18 protein-coding genes, 2 tRNA genes and 1 pseudogene are annotated in these 15,067 nt (G+C 69.1%); 10 read left to right on the forward strand and 11 right to left on the reverse strand.

The genetic code is table 11. The features are described from left to right. Positions 1 to 23 precede the first annotated feature (23 nt). Positions 24 to 620: a TetR/AcrR family transcriptional regulator gene (locus tag WDU99_RS04595; RefSeq protein WP_337331263.1), complete on the forward strand. Its 597-nt coding sequence runs from the start codon at positions 24 to 26 to the stop codon at positions 618 to 620. Positions 621 to 637: 17 nt separating this feature from the next. On the opposite strand, the gene WDU99_RS04600 is transcribed toward WDU99_RS04595, so the two are convergent. The 3 genes from WDU99_RS04600 to WDU99_RS04610 are packed head-to-tail and all read right to left on the reverse strand — an operon-like array spanning position 638 to position 4,195. Next, complete coding sequence (locus WDU99_RS04600; protein WP_337331264.1) at positions 638 to 2,056, reverse strand: dihydrolipoamide acetyltransferase family protein; 1,419 nt, start codon at positions 2,054 to 2,056, stop codon at positions 638 to 640. Continuing rightward, positions 2,053 to 3,081 carry an alpha-ketoacid dehydrogenase subunit beta gene (locus WDU99_RS04605; protein WP_337331265.1) on the reverse strand — a complete coding sequence of 343 codons (1,029 nt, stop codon included), beginning with the start codon at positions 3,079 to 3,081 and terminating at the stop codon, positions 2,053 to 2,055. The genes WDU99_RS04600 and WDU99_RS04605 overlap by 4 nt, the downstream gene beginning before the upstream one ends. Before the next feature lies 1 nt (position 3,082). Beyond that, positions 3,083 to 4,195 carry a thiamine pyrophosphate-dependent dehydrogenase E1 component subunit alpha gene (locus tag WDU99_RS04610; RefSeq protein ID WP_337331266.1) on the reverse strand — a complete coding sequence of 371 codons (1,113 nt, stop codon included), beginning with the start codon at positions 4,193 to 4,195 and terminating at the stop codon, positions 3,083 to 3,085. A 168-nt stretch (positions 4,196 to 4,363) separates the two neighbouring features. Between WDU99_RS04610 and WDU99_RS04615 the strand changes: the two genes are divergently transcribed. Then, positions 4,364 to 4,837: an Lrp/AsnC family transcriptional regulator gene (locus WDU99_RS04615; protein WP_337331267.1), complete on the forward strand. Its 474-nt coding sequence runs from the start codon at positions 4,364 to 4,366 to the stop codon at positions 4,835 to 4,837. Here WDU99_RS04615 and WDU99_RS04620 read toward each other — a convergent pair. Next, positions 4,809 to 5,726 carry an alpha/beta fold hydrolase gene (locus WDU99_RS04620; protein WP_337331268.1) on the reverse strand — a complete coding sequence of 306 codons (918 nt, stop codon included), beginning with the start codon at positions 5,724 to 5,726 and terminating at the stop codon, positions 4,809 to 4,811. The two genes, WDU99_RS04615 and WDU99_RS04620, sit on opposite strands and share 29 nt — an antisense overlap. A 68-nt stretch (positions 5,727 to 5,794) precedes the next feature. Between WDU99_RS04620 and WDU99_RS04625 the strand changes: the two genes are divergently transcribed. Next, positions 5,795 to 6,058, forward strand: a complete 264-nt coding sequence (locus tag WDU99_RS04625; RefSeq protein WP_337331269.1) for a hypothetical protein — start codon at positions 5,795 to 5,797, stop codon at positions 6,056 to 6,058. 26 nt (positions 6,059 to 6,084) lie between these two features. Here the strand turns inward: WDU99_RS04625 and WDU99_RS04630 are convergent. Continuing rightward, a tRNA-Arg gene (locus tag WDU99_RS04630) sits at positions 6,085 to 6,159 on the reverse strand. A gap of 47 nt (positions 6,160 to 6,206) precedes the next feature. On the opposite strand from WDU99_RS04630, the gene orn reads away from it, so the two are divergent. The 7 genes and pseudogenes from orn (at position 6,207) to WDU99_RS04665 (ending at position 9,440) form a co-directional block, all read left to right on the forward strand. Then, positions 6,207 to 6,833, forward strand: a complete 627-nt coding sequence (gene orn / locus WDU99_RS04635; protein ID WP_337331270.1) for an oligoribonuclease — start codon at positions 6,207 to 6,209, stop codon at positions 6,831 to 6,833. 36 nt (positions 6,834 to 6,869) lie between these two features. After that, positions 6,870 to 6,942, forward strand: a tRNA-His gene (locus tag WDU99_RS04640). 104 nt (positions 6,943 to 7,046) lie between these two features. Continuing rightward, positions 7,047 to 7,694 carry an ankyrin repeat domain-containing protein gene (locus WDU99_RS04645; protein ID WP_337331271.1) on the forward strand — a complete coding sequence of 216 codons (648 nt, stop codon included), beginning with the start codon at positions 7,047 to 7,049 and terminating at the stop codon, positions 7,692 to 7,694. A gap of 65 nt (positions 7,695 to 7,759) precedes the next feature. Further along, positions 7,760 to 8,158, forward strand: a pseudogene (locus WDU99_RS04650) (GNAT family N-acetyltransferase); the annotation flags it as partial. Positions 8,159 to 8,260: 102 nt separating this feature from the next. Then, positions 8,261 to 8,617: a metallopeptidase family protein gene (locus WDU99_RS04655; RefSeq protein ID WP_337331429.1), complete on the forward strand. Its 357-nt coding sequence runs from the start codon at positions 8,261 to 8,263 to the stop codon at positions 8,615 to 8,617. Beyond that, on the forward strand, positions 8,614 to 8,928 hold the full coding sequence (gene clpS / locus WDU99_RS04660) for an ATP-dependent Clp protease adapter ClpS (protein ID WP_337331272.1): 315 nt from the start codon (positions 8,614 to 8,616) through the stop codon (positions 8,926 to 8,928). Before WDU99_RS04655 ends, clpS begins: the two co-directional genes overlap by 4 nt. Continuing rightward, positions 8,925 to 9,440, forward strand: coding sequence for a DUF2017 family protein (locus WDU99_RS04665; RefSeq protein WP_337331273.1), 516 nt, complete (start codon positions 8,925 to 8,927; stop codon positions 9,438 to 9,440). Before clpS ends, WDU99_RS04665 begins: the two co-directional genes overlap by 4 nt. A gap of 24 nt (positions 9,441 to 9,464) precedes the next feature. Here WDU99_RS04665 and WDU99_RS04670 read toward each other — a convergent pair whose 3' ends face one another. The 6 genes from WDU99_RS04670 to gatC are packed head-to-tail and all read right to left on the reverse strand — an operon-like array spanning position 9,465 to position 15,039. Continuing rightward, the gene (locus WDU99_RS04670) at positions 9,465 to 10,046 is read right to left on the reverse strand and encodes a nucleoside/nucleotide kinase family protein (protein ID WP_337331274.1); all 582 of its coding nucleotides are present in this window, start codon (positions 10,044 to 10,046) and stop codon (positions 9,465 to 9,467) included. Beyond that, positions 10,030 to 10,347, reverse strand: coding sequence for a hypothetical protein (locus tag WDU99_RS04675; RefSeq protein ID WP_337331275.1), 318 nt, complete (start codon positions 10,345 to 10,347; stop codon positions 10,030 to 10,032). Before WDU99_RS04675 ends, WDU99_RS04670 begins: the two co-directional genes overlap by 17 nt. Before the next feature lie 45 nt (positions 10,348 to 10,392). Continuing rightward, on the reverse strand, positions 10,393 to 11,637 hold the full coding sequence (gene dinB / locus WDU99_RS04680) for a DNA polymerase IV (RefSeq protein ID WP_337331276.1): 1,245 nt from the start codon (positions 11,635 to 11,637) through the stop codon (positions 10,393 to 10,395). A 50-nt stretch (positions 11,638 to 11,687) separates the two neighbouring features. Continuing rightward, positions 11,688 to 13,217, reverse strand: coding sequence for an Asp-tRNA(Asn)/Glu-tRNA(Gln) amidotransferase subunit GatB (gatB, locus tag WDU99_RS04685; RefSeq protein ID WP_337331277.1), 1,530 nt, complete (start codon positions 13,215 to 13,217; stop codon positions 11,688 to 11,690). Beyond that, positions 13,217 to 14,743 (reverse strand): Asp-tRNA(Asn)/Glu-tRNA(Gln) amidotransferase subunit GatA, encoded by a 1,527-nt coding sequence (gene gatA, locus WDU99_RS04690; RefSeq protein WP_337331278.1) that lies wholly within the window; start codon positions 14,741 to 14,743, stop codon positions 13,217 to 13,219. The genes gatB and gatA overlap by 1 nt, the downstream gene beginning before the upstream one ends. Next, positions 14,740 to 15,039 carry an Asp-tRNA(Asn)/Glu-tRNA(Gln) amidotransferase subunit GatC gene (gene gatC / locus WDU99_RS04695; RefSeq protein WP_337331279.1) on the reverse strand — a complete coding sequence of 100 codons (300 nt, stop codon included), beginning with the start codon at positions 15,037 to 15,039 and terminating at the stop codon, positions 14,740 to 14,742. Before gatC ends, gatA begins: the two co-directional genes overlap by 4 nt. Between the last annotated feature and the right edge of the window lie 28 nt (positions 15,040 to 15,067).

Genomic DNA, 15,067 nt, shown 5'->3' on the forward strand with positions numbered 1-15,067 from the left:
CAGGTTAGCGAGGATTAACCGAAATGACAACGCCTATCACGGCCCGTGATCGGGCCAAGGCCGAGCGCACCGATGCCATCCTGGCCGCGGCCGCGCGCCTGTTCGCACATCGCGGATACTCCGGCACCAGCCTCGAGGACATCGGAGCCGCCGTCGGCATCTCAGGACCCGCCGTGTATCGCCACTTCGCGGGCAAGCAGGCGCTGCTGGCCGCGCTGCTCATCGGCGTGAGCGAGCGCCTCGTCTCCGGCGGCGAGACGGTGTCGGCGTCACACACCGCGCCTCTGCAACGGATGCGGGAACTGGTGGACTTCCACGTCGACTTCGCCCTCGGCAACGCCGACGTGATCCGCGTGCAGGACCGAGACCTGGCCCACCTCTCCCCCGACGCGCGCTCCGACGTGCGGCGACTGCAGCGCGCCTACATCGAGCTGTGGATCGCCGGTCTCGACGAGCTGATCGGCGCGTCCCGCGATGAGTTGCGCCTGCGGGTGCAGGCGTGCTTCGGCCTGCTCAACTCCACCCCGCACAGCACCAGCGCGGCGATCCGCTCACGCCGGGACACGGCCGAACTGCTCACGACCATGGCGCTGGCGGCGCTGCTCACCCCCGCGGGCTGAGCAGCGCCGGTCCGAGGTCAGAAGAGCATCGCCCTGCCGGGCTGCTCGAGCAGGTCGGCGACGTCCTTCAGGAAGCGCGCGCCCTCGGCGCCGTCGACCAGGCGGTGGTCGAACGAGACGCTCAGGGTCATCAGCTGGCGAAGCGCGATCTCGCCCTTGTACTCCCACGGCTGACGTCGCACCGCGCCGACGGCGAGGATTCCCGACTGCCCGGGAGGCAGGATCGGCGTACCCGCATCGATGCCGAAGACGCCGATGTTCGTGATCGAGAAGGTGCCGCCGGCGAGCTCGGCGGGGCTCGTCTTGCCCGACCGGGCCGTCTGCGTCAGCTCGCCGAGGGCGTCGGCCATGCCCGTCAGAGACAGCCGCTCGGCGTCGCGGATGATCGGCACGATCAGCCCACGCTCGGTGGCGGCGGCGATGCCGAGATCGACGAAGTGATTCTCGACGATCTCACCGGCATCCTCGTCCCAGGTCGCGTTCAGCGACGGGTTGCGTCCGAGCGCGAGGCACACCGCCCTGGCCACGACGACGAGCGGCCCGATCCGATGCTCGGTCAGCGACCGATCGGCACGCAGCTGCTCGATGAGCTCCATCGTCGCGGTCACGTCGACCGTGTGGAAGGTGGTCACGTGCGGCGCGGTGAAGGCACTGCGCACCATGGCCTGCGCCGTGTGCTTGCGCACGCCCTTGATCGGGGTCCGCGTCTGTGCTCGCTCACCCCGAGGCTGCGGGACGGATGCCGGCGCGGGCGCCTCGTCCGGTGCAGGCGCTGCGGGTGCTGCGCCGATCCGGTCGGCGTACGCATCCACATCGGCACGCGTGATGACGCGGTCGCCGACCTCCGCGGCGACCAGCACCAGGTCCACACCCCGGCGCTTGGCATGGGCGCGCACCGGCGGCGTCGAGCGCGGACGCTCCCCCACGATCGGCTCGGCCGCCGCCGGGGGAAGCGCGTCGTGCGGCGCAGCCGCGTTCACGGCGGCCTCGGTCGTCACGTCGATCGTCGCCGCGGCGACACTCCGGCGCGCGCGGCGCGCGGGACGAGCACCCGAGGAGGGTGCGGCGCCGTAGCCGACCAGATTCGGCTGGGCCTTCTCCCCGGCATCCGCCTTCACCTCGCCATCCGCGCGGTCGTCAGCAGCCGATGCCGCGCCGGCGGCCGCCGCGAGATCGTCGCCGGACGGGCTGTCTTCGCCGTCGACGTCGAAGGCGATCAGAGGCGCGCCGACCGCCACCGTCTCGCCCGCCCCGGCGTGCAGGGACGCGACGGTGCCCGCGTACGGCGACGGCAGCTCGACGACGGCCTTGGCCGTCTCGACCTCGGCGAGCGTCTGATTGAGCGTGACGGTGTCGCCGGGTTGCACCAGCCACTGCACGACCTCGGCCTCGGTGAGTCCCTCGCCGAGATCGGGGAGTCGGAATTCGGAGATCACCGGGCTCCTCCCTTCGCGTCGATCGAACCGCTCAGGCTGTTCGGACGATCCATCACCCGATCCACGGCATCCAGAATGCGGTCGAGGTCGGGCAGGTGGAACTTCTCCAGCTTCGCCGGCGGGTACGGGATGTCGTGTCCCGTGACGCGCACCGGTGCGGACTCGAGGTACTCGAAGCAGAGCTCGGTGATGCTCGCGATCACCTCGGCGGCGACCCCGGCCTCGCGAGAGCCCTCGTGCGCGACCACGACCCGGCCGGTGCGGCGCACGGCTGCGGCGACGGTGTCGTAGTCGACCGGCGACAGCGACCGCAGATCGATCACCTCGAGCGAGATGCCCTCATCCTCGGCGGCGTCGGCCGCATCGAGTGCGGTGCGCACCATCGCACCGTAGGTGATCACGGTGGCATCCGTGCCCGGTCGCACCACCCGCGCCAGCCCCATCGGCGGCGCGTCCGCGAGCGGCGCCTCGAGATCGACCTCGCCCTTGTGGTGGTAGAGCCGCTTCGGCTCGAAGAACACGACCGGATCGTCGCTGGCGATCGCCTGCTGCAGACAGCGATACGCGTCCTGCGGGTCGGAGACCGCGATGACGCGCAGCCCCGCGGTGTGCACGAAGTACGCCTCGTTGGACTCGGAGTGGTGCTCGGCCGCGCCGATGCCTCCCGCCCACGGCACGCGGATGGTGATCGGCATCTTCACGCGGCCCTGCGTGCGGTAGTGCAGCTTCGCGACCTGCGAGACGATCTGGTCGAACGCGGGATAGATGAAGCCGTCGAACTGGATCTCGACGACAGGACGGTAGCCGCGGAAGGCCAGGCCGACCGCGGTGCCGACGATGCCGGACTCGGCCAGCGGCGTGTCGATCACACGCTTCGCGCCGAACTCGTCGAGCAGACCGTCCGTGATGCGGAACACCCCGCCGAGCGCACCGATGTCCTCGCCCATCAGCACGACCTTGTCGTCGTCGCGCATGGCCTGGCGCAGGCCGGCGTTCAGGGCCTTGCCCATCGTCATCGTCACCATCTCACACCTCCTCGTAGGTCGCGAGGTACGCGGCGTACTCGGCACGCTGCCGCTCCAGCCCCGAGTGCGGCTCGGCGTACACGCCGTCGAACACCGCGAGCGCCGGTCGCGTCACCATCCCGATGGTGGCCGCGCGCATGTCGCGCGCGACGGCATCCGCCTGCACCTGTACGGCGTCCAGATGCTCGTGCGGGAGTTCCCCCGCCGCGGAGAGATGCGCCTCGAGCCGGGCGATCGGATCGCGCTCACGCCACTTCGCCAGTTCGGCGTCGTCACGGTAGCGCTTCGGGTCGTCGGCGGTGGTGTGCGGTCCCATGCGGTAGGTGACCATCTCGAGGTACGCGGGGCCCTTGCCGGACCGCGCGTGCTCAAGGGCCCAGCGCATGGCGGCGAGGGAGGCGAGAACGTCGTTGCCGTCGACGCGGAGACTCGGGATGCCGAAACCGGGCGCCCGGCCGGCGAGCGGATACTGCGACTGCAGGCCGACCGGCTCGGAGATGGCCCAGTGGTTGTTCTGGCACACGAACACGACGGGCGCGCCGTACGACGCCGCGAACACCATCGCCTCGTTGACGTCGCCCTGGCTGGTCGCGCCGTCGCCGAAGTACGACACCGCGACGTCATCCGCGCCGTCGTGCAGGATGCCGAGGCCGTAGCCGACGGCATGCAGCGTCTGCGCGCCGATGATGATCTGCAGCGGGGCTATGCGCAGCGCGTCAGGATCATAGGCGGCCCCCTCCTCGCCGCGCCACATGCGCGCGTAGTCGCCGGGCTCGGCACCGCGGACGTACATCACCCCGGTCTCGCGGTAGCTGGGGAAGACGTAGTCGTGCGAGGCGAGTGCACGTGCGGTGCCCACCTGCGCGGCCTCCTGGCCGTTGCACGGGGCCCAGAGCCCGAGCTGGCCCTGACGCTGCAGGGCGACGCCTTCGGCGTCGATGCGGCGCACGACGACCATGTCACGATGCAGGTCGCGCAGCGTCTGGAAGTCGACGTCTTCGACATAGCGGTCGAGCTGCGGGTTACCCACCCGCGTGCCGTCCGGCGAGATGATGCGCTCGGTCAATTCGAGATCGTTCTCGGTGTCGACGATCGGTGTGGTGTGCGGTGACATCGGCGTCCTCCTGACGTGTGGCCCTTGTGGGGCGTTCACGGCTGTACCGACGGCTTCGTCGGGCCTACCTGAAGGGTACGTCGACATGACACGTCGCTCAAGCATGTCTGGACGCGTTGAGCATGTTGCGCACCGACGGCCCGGTCAGCCCTGCTATCGTGTGGCACTATGCCTGCTCTGGATCGTGTGGACCTCGAACTGCTCACCGCCCTGTCGGAGGATCCGCGCATGACCGTGGTCGCTCTCGCCGAGCGCCTGCGCCTGTCCCGCAACACCATCCAGGCCCGCATGGCCCGCTTGGATCAGAGCGGGGTGTTCGAGTCGTACGAGCGCTCGCTGTCGACCGAGGTGCTGGGCTTCCCGCTGCAGGCGTTCATCAGCATCGGGCTGCGCCAGACGGAGCTGCCCCGCATCATCGCCGAGCTCGCGCGAGTGCCCGAGGTCGTGCAGGCGCACGGTCTGAGCGGATCGATCGATCTGCTGGCGCGCGTCGCGTGCCGCGACGCCCGTCACCTCTTCGACACCGACGCCCGGATTCTCTCGATCGAGGGCGTGGAGCGCACCGAGACGTCGCTGGCGATGGGTGAGGTGATCCCGTTCCGGGTGGCCGGGCTCATCGGGCTGGCGCGACGGGAAGCCTGAGGAACCGCCGAATCGCGCCGGCAGCCTCGGCCGGGGCCTCGTAGTGGATCAGGTGCCCGACGTCGGCGATCTCGACCAGCTCGGCCTGCGGGAACATCGCCGCGAGCTCGCGCTCGGCGCGGATCGGCGTGATCTGATCCTGCTGCGCGGCGATCAGCAGTGTGGGAACGCGGATGCTGCCCGCTGATGCCCGCACGTCGTGCGACACACTGGTGACGAACGCCTGATGCAGCACGTCGCGATCGGCGAAACTCGAGAAGTAGGTGTCGTGCTGATCGTGGATGAACCGGCGCAGGACGGGATCGGAGGTCGTCGCCATCGCGATGCTGGCGACACGCACGATCAGCGGGCTGCGCAGCAGGGCGGTGCCGAGAGCTTCGGGAAGGCGCGCTCCGAGTGCGTAGTAGAGCACGGCGAGTCTGGTCAGCAGCCCCTTGGGGCCTTCGAGGGCGGGAGCGCCGATCGGGTTGATGAGGATCAGCCGCGGGGTCTGCAGCCCGCCGGCGACGGCCGCCGACGCGACGATCGATCCGAACGAGTGGCCGAGCACGACGGCGCCCGGAGCGACGGCGCTGGCGAACTGACGGAGCCACTCGGCATACAGCTCGAGGTCGTGCTGGTGCTTCGGGATCGGAGGCGTCTCACCGAACCCGGGCAGGTCGGGCGAGACGATCCGCACGCCCGGCAGATACGCGATGATCGGCTCGAGTCCGTGGTGCTCGCCGCGGAACCCGTGCACGGCCAGCACGGTGGGCACATCCGAGGCCTCCGGATCGTCCGGTGCGGGTCCGTACACCCAGTACGCGGTCGTGGAGCCGCGCACCTGCACCTGGTGTCGCGCGACGGGGATCTCACCGAGTCGGGCGGCATACGGAGAGGCTGCGGGCATGCGCCCGAGTCTACGCGAGCGATGTCGGTGGCCGTCCGTATGTTCGAATGCAGACGAGAGGAGACGCCATGCAGACCCACACCGACACCTTCCCCGCGCTGCACTGGCCGACACCGCGCATCCGCTCGCGCGCCGAGCACCTCGAGCGGGCCGGTGAGCGCCTGTGGCGCGTGCTCGACGCGCGCGGCAGCATCCGCGGCCATTTGCGCGTCGTCGCCGATCCCCTGGGCATCCGATTCCGCGCGGAGCGACTGCAGCTGGCGGCGGGAGTCTTCCAACTCGTCGGCGAGTTCTGGGATGCCGACGACGCCGTCGCGGCACTGCGGTTCTGAGCCGGGATGGGCGGGTCGAACCGGTCTGGTGCCCCCTGCAGGATTCGAACCTGCGACCAACGGATTAGAAAGCCGATGCTCTTCCTCTGAGCTAAGGAGGCGGGTACACCAAGATTACCGTGTCGGGCCCCGCCGATAGGATCAGGACATGGTTTCTGCGTCTGAGAACGATCGCCTCGTCTGGATCGACTGCGAGATGACGGGTCTCGACCCGGCGATCGACGAACTGGTCGAGATCGCCGTGGTGATCACCGATTTCGAGCTGCAGCCGCTCGATCCCGGGTTCCAGATCGTGATCAAGGCGAGTGAGCCCGCCCTGTCGCACATGGGCGAGTTCGTCACCGAGATGCATCGCACATCCGGTCTGCTCGAGCAGATCCCGCACGGCGTGACCCTCGCCGAGGCCGAGTCCCAGACGCTCGCCTACATCAAGCGCTTCGTGCCGATCGAGCGCAAAGCTCCCCTCGCCGGCAACACGATCGGCACCGATCGCATGTTCCTGGCGAAGTACATGCCGCAGGTGGATCAGTACCTGCACTACCGGAACGTCGACGTCTCCAGCGTCAAGGAGCTCTCCCGCCGCTGGTACCCCCGCGTGTTCTTCCAGGCCCCCGAGAAGCACGGCGGTCATCGGGCCCTGGCCGACATCCTCGAGTCCATCCGCGAGCTGCACTACTACCGTCAGGCGGTGTTCGTGGCCGAGCCCGGACCGACCTCCGACGAGGCGAAGGTCATCTCGACGCGCACCGTGTCATCGTTCACTCCAAACATGTAATAGACTCGAGGGGTTGCCTGCTCCGGTGGGCACATGGTGGGTATAGCTCAGCTGGTAGAGCACCGCGTTGTGGTCGCGGGGGTCGCGGGTTCAAGCCCCGTTACTCACCCAGACAGGCGAGGTTCAAACCCTCGACGAGAGCCTCGGCTCCTCGTTCGGTTTGAACCTCGCCTTTTTCGTCGCCGCAGACCGACTGACCGCACAGGAGGCACCATGAGCAGCGAGTGGCCGGGAGTGACCGACACCGGGGCATTCAAGGAAAGCCATGTGGCCGATGTCGATCGACTCGCCGATGCAGCGAAGACCGGCAGCTGGGCTGAGGTGCTGATACTCCTGGAGGCACACGATCAGCTCAGCCCCAATCAATGGCGCATCAGCGGAACGTCGTGGTTCACCCCTCTTCATCAGGCCGCCTGGCTGGGTGCGTCGAGCGAGGTCGTCGATGAGCTCGTCCGACGCGGCGCCTGGCGGTCGCTCAGAAACGCTGAAGGTGAGCGCCCGATCGAAATCGCCGAAAGGCGCGGCCACCACCACCTGCTGGAGCCTTTGAACGTACGACCGGCGTCGGATCGTCAGCAGCAGATGTTCGCCACATGGGACCGGCATCTGGCCGAGCTGATCGCGACGCGCACCGAGCGGCTCGATCCGGTGAGCTTCCGGGCGGTGCCCACCGAGGTCATCGCTGTCGAGCCGCTCGACACGCTGTGGTTCCGGTACCCGGGGATGTACGGCGGATTCGGCATGTCGATCCACAGGGACCGACTGTTCGTCGAGAGCTGGTCGCGGGTCGTCGGCGGCTCCGGTCAGGCGCACGTCATCACCGAAGGTGGGTGCGTGCTCGTCGAAGAGGGGTTCGTCTGAGTCACACCCGCGCAACCGCCACGCACGCGGGGATCTCTCCCGCCGTGGCTCGATAGCATCGAATCATGGCCTCGCACATCCGCATCGCGACCGACTCCGACCTCGAGTCGGTCGCCGGCATCGAGGCCGCAGCCGACACCGCGTTCGATGCGGTCTTCGGCTCTGTGGATTGGGGCGCCCCGCCCACGGGGGCGGCGAGGCTGCAGCATCCGGGTTTCATCCTCGTCGCTGCCGAGAGCGAGGGCGGTTCGCCGATCGGATTCGTCCACGTGATCGAGCACGACGGTGAGGCCCACCTCGAGCAGCTCGCCGTGCTGCCCACCCACACTCGCCGTGGTCACGGGGCCGCTCTCGTCGACGCGGCGCTCGACGAGGCGCATCAGCGCGGCGCGAGCCGCATGACGCTGCGGACGTTCGCCGACGTGCCGTGGAATGCACCGTTCTACACCGCGCTCGGGTTCGACGAGGTGCCATCGCCCGATGATGACTTCCACCGTGCACTCCTGGCCGCCGAAGATGCCGTCGCATTGTCGTCACACGGTCGAAGGATCGCGATGAGCATCGCCATGCACGACGCCATCGACATGGATGCGGACGCATTCGAGGCGCTCGTCATCGAAGAGCTCGACAAGCTGCCCGACGATATGGTCGACGGGCTCGACAATGTGGTGTTCGTGGTAGAGGACGCACCGGAGAGCGGCGATGACCTGTTCGGCGTGTACGAGGGATTCGCCATCACCGAGCGCGGACAGTACGGCATGGGCGAACTGCCCGACCGCATCGTGGTCTACCGGCACGCCCACCTGGCGGCGTGCGCCGACATCGAGCAGCTGCGCGCCGAAGTGCACACAACCCTGGTGCACGAGATCGCGCACTTCTATGGCATCGACGACGCGCAGCTGCACGAACTGGGGTGGGCATGAGCACGCCGGCATCCACTCCCGTGATCGACGAGCAGCTCGATGAGCAGCTCGACGCGCAGCTGACGGCGGCGCCGCTGGTGCCGTGGCAGCTGGTCGTCTGGGACGACCCGGTCAACCTGATGAGCTACGTCGTGCGGGTGTTCCGCACCTACTTCGGCTACCCGCAGGACCACGCCACCGCGCTGATGCTGGCCGTGCACAACGAGGGCCATGCCGTCGTCGCCACCGGCCCTCGCGAGACGATGGAGGTGCACGCACACGCGATGCACGACTTCGGACTGTGGGCGACCGTGCGGAGGGTGCCGCAGTGAGCGCCGACCTGCGGCTGAGCGTGTCGATGATCGAGGGGCAGAACCTGCTGCGCCTCATCGACGAGTTCATCGATCTGCTGGTCGACGGGCGCGACACGACCGATGCCGGCCTCGATCGACTCACACCGACACCGTATCCGGAAGACGAAGCCGCTGCCGAGGACTTCCGTTCCGCGACGCGCATCGACCTGCTGGATCGGCGAGTGTCGGATGCCCTCGAGGTGCGCTCCGCACTGTCGGCGTTCGACCTCGACGACGTCGAGCCGGGTACGGAGGCGGCGATCGCCCCGCACGACGTGGTGATCCCCATCGAGGACACCGACTCCTGGCTGCGCACGCTCTCGGCGATACGGCTCGTGGTGGCGGCACGCCTCGGCATCGACACGAGCGATCCCCACGATCCGCGCGACGCGCGGTTCCACGTGTACGACTGGCTCGCCTACCGTCTCGACCAGATCGTGCTGATCGCCGATGAGCGTGACGCGATGGGTGATGGGGCAAACCCCTCCTGACGAGTCGCCGGTGGGTCGGCTTGCTCAGGGGGTCGTGACCGTCACGGTCGCCAGCCCCTGCGGGTCGTGACGGTCGATGTGCGCCTCCTCCTGGGCCGCCCAGCGGTCCCAGTTCGCACGGAAGACCTCGCCGTCGCGTTCGAGGGCACGATTGCGCCGGGAGCCCGCCGGACCGTCGACCCACACGGTGACGTCGGCAAGAGCGGCGGATGCCGGGGTCAGCGCCCCACAGCCCTCGACGATCAGCCCGAGCGCCGGATCCACGGCATGCGCCTCGGCTTCGGTGTGATGCTCCCAGTCCCAGCGCCGCCAGATGCCGATCCGGTCGCGACCGTGCGGGACGAGCACTTCGGTGCGCACGAGCTCAGATCCGCGCTCCAACCCGTCCCAGCCCGGGTACACCGAGTCCAATGCGAGCAGCTGAACGGGGGCGTGCAGGGGCCACGACGCGATCAGCCGAGCCGCGAGACTGCTCTTGCCCGCGCCGCTGCGTCCATCGATCAGCACCACCGGGTTGGACGCGGCGACCTCCACCACCGCGGTGCGGATGCGCTCCACGGCGGCGGTGAGGACGAGGTCGAGCGGGTCGCTACTTCTTGAGCGCACGGATGATGCGGGTGAGGGCGCGCCCGGCGACCCAGACGAAGGGCACGGCAACTGCGAGGAGCGTGACGAGGTTGGGCTCGAAGCGCAGCCCCTCCTCACGCCGCACGTAGACGCCCAACGGCACGGCGACGCCGCCGCCGGTGCCGCGCTCGCCCTGCTCCGCTCCCCCGCCGGCGAATCCGGTGATCGCCAGCGCGACAGGTGTCACGCCGACCCCGTCGACGTCGACCGTCTCACCGTAGGCGCTCTTCACCCCGAAGGACGCGGCCTGCTTTCCCAGCTCCAGTGCAATGTTCGGCATGCCCCAACGCTAGTCGACCAGACGTCCCCGCGCCGCCCCCAGAGGTCAGTCCTTGCTGAACAGTCGCGGTCCGACCGCTGAACCGCGGCCCACGTGCCGGGCTCGCGTGATCATCCCGACGCCGAACTTCGCCCGGGCATCGTCGAGCATGCCCTCGAGGCGACGCTGCTCCTCATCGTCGTCCCAGAGTGCTGCGGCCCCCAGGCCCGCCGGCTTCAGCCGCTCTGCACGCACACCGACCAGTCTCACCGGATCGCGCCGGTCGATCTGCTCGAAGAGCGTCACCGCGGTCTCGCCGAGGCGCTGGCCGACGTCGGTGGCCTCGGGCAGCGAGATCGAGCGGCTGAGGGTGGTGAAGTCCGCGAAGCGGATCTTGATGGCGACCGCACCCGCCTGCCAGCCGGACGCGCGCAGCCGCGCCCCCACTCGATCGGCGAGGCGCAGCAGTTCGGAGCGCAGCAGGTCGAGATCGTCGATGTCGCGGTCGAAGGTCTCCTCATGGCCGATGCTCTTCTCGATGCGCTCGGTCTCGACCGTGCGAGCATCGCGGCCTTCGGCCAGTTCACGCACCCTGCGCCCCAGCGCGGGACCCAGCGCGCGCTCCAGGGCCTGCGGGGGTGACTCTCGCACGTCGCGGATCAGCCTGATCCCCCGTCGCTGGAGGGCGTCGGCGGCCTTGGGTCCGACGCCCCACATCGATCCGACCGGACGGGGGTCGAGGAACTCCTGGGTGCGGTCAGCGGGGACGATCAGCAGACCGTTGGGTTTGGAGACGGTGGATGCCATCTTCGCCACGTGCTTGGTCGCGGCGACGCCCACGCTGCAGGTGATGCCGACCTCTGCCTGCACGCGTCGCCGGATGAGCGCGGCGATCTCACCGGGACTCCCCCAGAGGCGTCGCACGCCGCGCACGTCGAGGAACGCCTCGTCGATCGACAATGGTTCGACCAGAGGCGTGATGCTCTCGAAGATGGCCATCACCTGCTCGGACGCGGCGCGATAGCGCGTGAAGTCGGGTGGGACCACACGTGCCGAAGGACACAGCCGCAGCGCCTGCGACACGGGCATGGCGCTGCGCACCCCGAAGCGACGCGCCTCGTACGAGGCGCTCGACACCACCGACCGGCCCTCGCGGCCGCCGATGATCAGGGGCAGCCCGCGCAGGGACGGATCGTGCAGCACCTCGACGGCAGCGTAGAAGGCATCCATGTCGACATGCAGGATGCCGGTGCCGCTGTCGTCGGCACCCTCCCGCGAGACGATGCGTCCCGAGCCGTCACCGCGTCCCATGTATCTATTGTCGCCGTGGGCGCCGACATCGGCGCCCACGGCGAGAACGACTACTGCGCTGCGCGCTCCAGCACGAGTTCGCGCACGCGCGCGGCGTCGGCCTGACCCTTCATCGCCTTCATCACCGCGCCGATGATGGCGCCGGCTGCCTGCACCTTGCCGTCCTTGATCTTGGCGAGCACATCCGGCTGCGCGGCCAGTGCGTCGTCGATGGCCGCGATCAGTGCACCGTCGTCCGACACGACGGCCAGGCCGCGGGCATCCACGACCTCCTGCGGCGAACCCTCACCGGCGATCACGCCCTCCAGCACCTGCCGCGCGAGCTTGTCGGTGAGGGTACCGGCATCCACAAGCCCCTGCAGCGCGGCGACGTCGGCGGGCGAGACGAGCGTCGCCGCCTCGCGCTCCTGCGCGTTCGCGACGCGGCTGATCTCGCCGGTCCACCACTTGCGGGCGGCCGCGGGCGACGCACCGGCGGCGATCGTGGCCTCGACCTCGTCGAGCAATCCGCCGTTGCGCACGTCCTGGAACTCCAGGTCGGTGAAGCCCCAGTCCGCCTTCAGACGGCGGCGGCGGGCGATCGGCTGCTCGGGCAGCGCGGCACGCAGTTCGTCGACCAGCTCCGCAGCCGGCTGCACGGGCAGCAGGTCGGGCTCCGGGAAGTATCGGTAGTCATCAGCATCCGACTTCGGGCGCCCCGGCGAGGTTGTGCCGGTGTCCTCGTGCCAGTGCCGGGTCTCCTGGATGATCGTGCCGCCGTCGGCGAGGATCTGCGCCTGACGCTGGATCTCGTACTTGACCGCGCGCTCGACGGAGCGCATCGAGTTGACGTTCTTCGTCTCGGTGCGGGTGCCGAGCGGTGCAGCAGGCTCGCCTTCGGCCGCGCGCGGACGCAGCGAGACGTTCGCGTCGCAGCGCAGGTTGCCGCGCTCGAGACGTGCCTCGGAGATGCCGAGTCCGCGCACGATGTCGCGGATCGCCGCGACGTACGCCGCTGCGTACTCGGGAGCACGGTGCTCGGCGCCGAAGATCACCTTCGTGACGATCTCGACCAGCGGAACGCCGGCGCGGTTGTAGTCGACGAGCGAGTACTCGGCGCCCTGGATGCGCCCGGTCGCGCCGCCCATATGGGTGAGCTTGCCGGCGTCCTCCTCCATGTGCGCGCGCTCGATCGGAATGGTCACCAGGGTGCCGTCCTCGAGCTCGACCTCGACCGATCCCTCGAAAGCGATCGGCTCGTCGTACTGCGAGATCTGGTAGTTCTTGCCGAGGTCGGGGTAGAAGTAGTTCTTGCGGGCGAACCGGCTCGATTCGGCGATCGAGCAGCCCAGCGCGAGGCCCAGGCTGATCGACGAGCGGATCGCGGTCTCGTTCACCACCGGCAGCGAGCCGGGAAGCCCCAGGTCGACCGGTGCGATGAGGGTGTTCGGCTCGGCGCCGTGGAACTCCTCGTTCGCGGGGTTCGGCGCGTCGGAGAACATCTTCGTGCGCGTGTTCAACTCGACGTGCACCTCGAAGCCGAGCACCGGCTCGAACAGCTCGAGGGCCTTGTCGTAATCCATCAGCTTGACAGCGGCCATCAGCGGGTTCCTCCCTGAGCCTGACGAAGGACGGGCGCCTTCTCGAGCAGGGGCGCACCCCATGAATCCAGCAGCACGGCCTCAAGGGCGGCGCCGACCCGGTACAGGCGGGCGTCCTCGCGTGCCGGAGCGAGGAACTGGATGCCGACGGGCAGACCGTCCTCGGCGGCGAGACCGGACGGGATCGAGATGCCGGCCACGCCGGCGAGGTTCGCCGGGATCGTCGTCAGGTCGTTGAGGTACATCTGCAGCGGATCGTCGATCTTCTCGCCGATCTTGAACGCGGTGGTCGGCGCCGACGGCGTGGCGATGACGTCGACCTGCGCGAAGGCGGCGTCGAAATCCTGCTGGATCAGCGTGCGCACCTTCTGGGCGCTGCCGTAGTACGCGTCGTAGTAGCCCGCCGACAGCGCGTAGGTGCCGAGGATGATGCGGCGCTTCACCTCGGGGCCGAACCCGGCCTCGCGGGTGGCCGACATCACGTCCTCGACGGTGGGGTTCCCCTCCGGGGTGACGCGAAGACCGAAGCGCACCGAGTCGAACTTGGCGAGGTTGCTGGATGCCTCGGCAGGCAGGATCAGGTAGTACGCCGCGACGCCGTACTCGAAGTGCGGGGCGGAGATCTCGACGATCTCCGCACCCTGCTGCTCCATAAGAGCCAGCGACTCACGGAACGACGAGGCCACACCGGCCTGGAACCCGGAGTCGGGCAATTCCTGGACGACGCCCACCTTGAGACCCTTGAGCACCTGGCCGGTGGCACCCTCACGTGCGGCGGCGGCGAACGAGGGCCATGCGTCGGTGAGCGAGGTGGAGTCCTTCGGGTCGTGCCCGCCGATCACATCGTGCAGCAGTCCTGCGTCGAGCACGGTACGCGTCACGGGACCGACCTGGTCGAGGCTGGATGCCAGCGCGATCGAACCATAGCGGCTGACCCCACCGTAGGTGGGCTTGACACCGACGGTGCCGGTGACGTGCGCCGGCTGCCGGATCGATCCGCCGGTGTCGGAGCCGAGCGCGAGCGGAGCCTCGAAGGCGGCGACCGCGGCCGCCGAGCCACCGCCTGAGCCTCCGGGGATGCGGTCGAGGTCCCACGGGTTGCGGGTCGGGCCGTACGCGGAGTGCTCCGTCGAGGAGCCCATCGCGAACTCGTCCATGTTGGTCTTGCCGAGGGCGATGAGGCCGGCGGCACGCGACCGCGCCACGACGGTGGCGTCGAACGGCGACATGTAGCCCTCGAGGATCTTCGAGCCGCTGGTCGACGGCTGGTCGGTGGTGACCAGCACGTCCTTGACCGCCAGCGGGACACCGGCGATCGGACCGAGCCGTTCACCGGCCGCGCGCTGCGCGTCGACGGCCGCTGCCGCCTCGAGAGCGTGCTCGTTGACATGCAGGAAGGCGTGGACGTCGCCGTCCACGGCCGCGATCCGATCGAGGTGCGCCTGCGTCGCCTCGACGCTGGAGACCTCTCCCGCACTGAGCTTCTCGCCGAGCTCGGCCGCGGTCAGGCGGGTGATGTCGGTCACTGTTCTTCTCCCAGGATGGCCGTGACGCGGAAGCGGCCGTCGGCGGCATCCGGTGCGTTCTGCAGGGTCTGCTCGAGCGTGAGCGTCTGCCCGACCTCGTCGGGACGGAAGACGTTGCTCAGCGGGATCGGATGACTGGTGGCCGCGACATCGGCCGTCGCCACCTCCGAGACCTTGGCGATGTTGTCGACGATGGCGTCCAGCTGACCGGTCAGCTGCGTCACCTCGTCGTCGGTGAGCTTGATGCGCGCGAGCACGCCGAGATGGCGCACGAGATCGGGGGTGATTTCAGACACCACCACAGTCTACGAGAGCCGGACCGGC

Origin of the sequence: Microbacterium bandirmense, from assembly GCF_037204185.1 — a bacterium.
Lineage (GTDB): Bacteria > Actinomycetota > Actinomycetes > Actinomycetales > Microbacteriaceae > Microbacterium > Microbacterium bandirmense.